This is a genomic window from Pseudonocardia aurantiaca (genome assembly GCF_039526725.1).
Lineage (GTDB): Bacteria > Actinomycetota > Actinomycetes > Mycobacteriales > Pseudonocardiaceae > Pseudonocardia > Pseudonocardia aurantiaca.
Map to the genome: position 1 here is coordinate 1 of NZ_BAAAJG010000018.1, position 786 is coordinate 786.

The following is a 786-nucleotide window of genomic DNA, read 5'->3' on the forward strand; positions in this document are numbered from 1 at the left end:
CATCGCTTGCCTACTACCGGATCGGGCTCCACGCTCCCCCAACAAGAACTCCCGAAGGACTCCAAGCGGGTTCGGATGGTTAGCATCACCGGCCTCAGCACGGACGCACTGTCACGGGCACGGGAATATCAACCCGTTGTCCATCGACTACGCCTGTCGGCCTCGCCTTAGGTCCCGGCTCACCCTGGGCGGATTAACCTGGCCCAGGAACCCTTGGTCATTCGGCGGCAGAGGTTCTCACTCTGCATTCGCTACTCATGCCTGCATTCTCACTCGCACACCCTCCACGACTCGATCACTCGGCCGCTTCGCTGGATGCACGACGCTCCCCTACCCAACACCACGACTACACCAGCTGGTGAACCAGCCGGCGGATCTCATGTGGTATTGCCACGGCTTCGGCGGTGTGCTTGAGCCCCGCTACATTGTCGGCGCAGGACCACTTGACCAGTGAGCTATTACGCACTCTTTAAAGGGTGGCTGCTTCTAAGCCAACCTCCTGGTTGTCTGGGCGATCCCACATCCTTTCCCACTTAGCACACGCTTAGGGGCCTTAGCCGGTGATCTGGGCTGTTTCCCTCTCGACTACGAAGCTTATCCCCCGCAGTCTCACTGCCACGCTAGAAATACCGGCATTCGGAGTTTGGCTGAGTTCAGTAAGCTTGTCGGCCCCCTAGCCCATCCAGTGCTCTACCTCCGGCATCCACCACGTAACGCTGCACCTAAATGCATTTCGGGGAGAACCAGCTATCACGGAGTTTGATTGGCCTTTCACCCCTACCCACA

The 786-nt window shown here is 58.8% G+C and carries 1 rRNA gene; it reads right to left on the reverse strand.

The features are described from left to right. A 23S ribosomal RNA gene (locus ABD143_RS26975) occupies window positions 1-786 on the reverse strand; the annotation flags it as partial.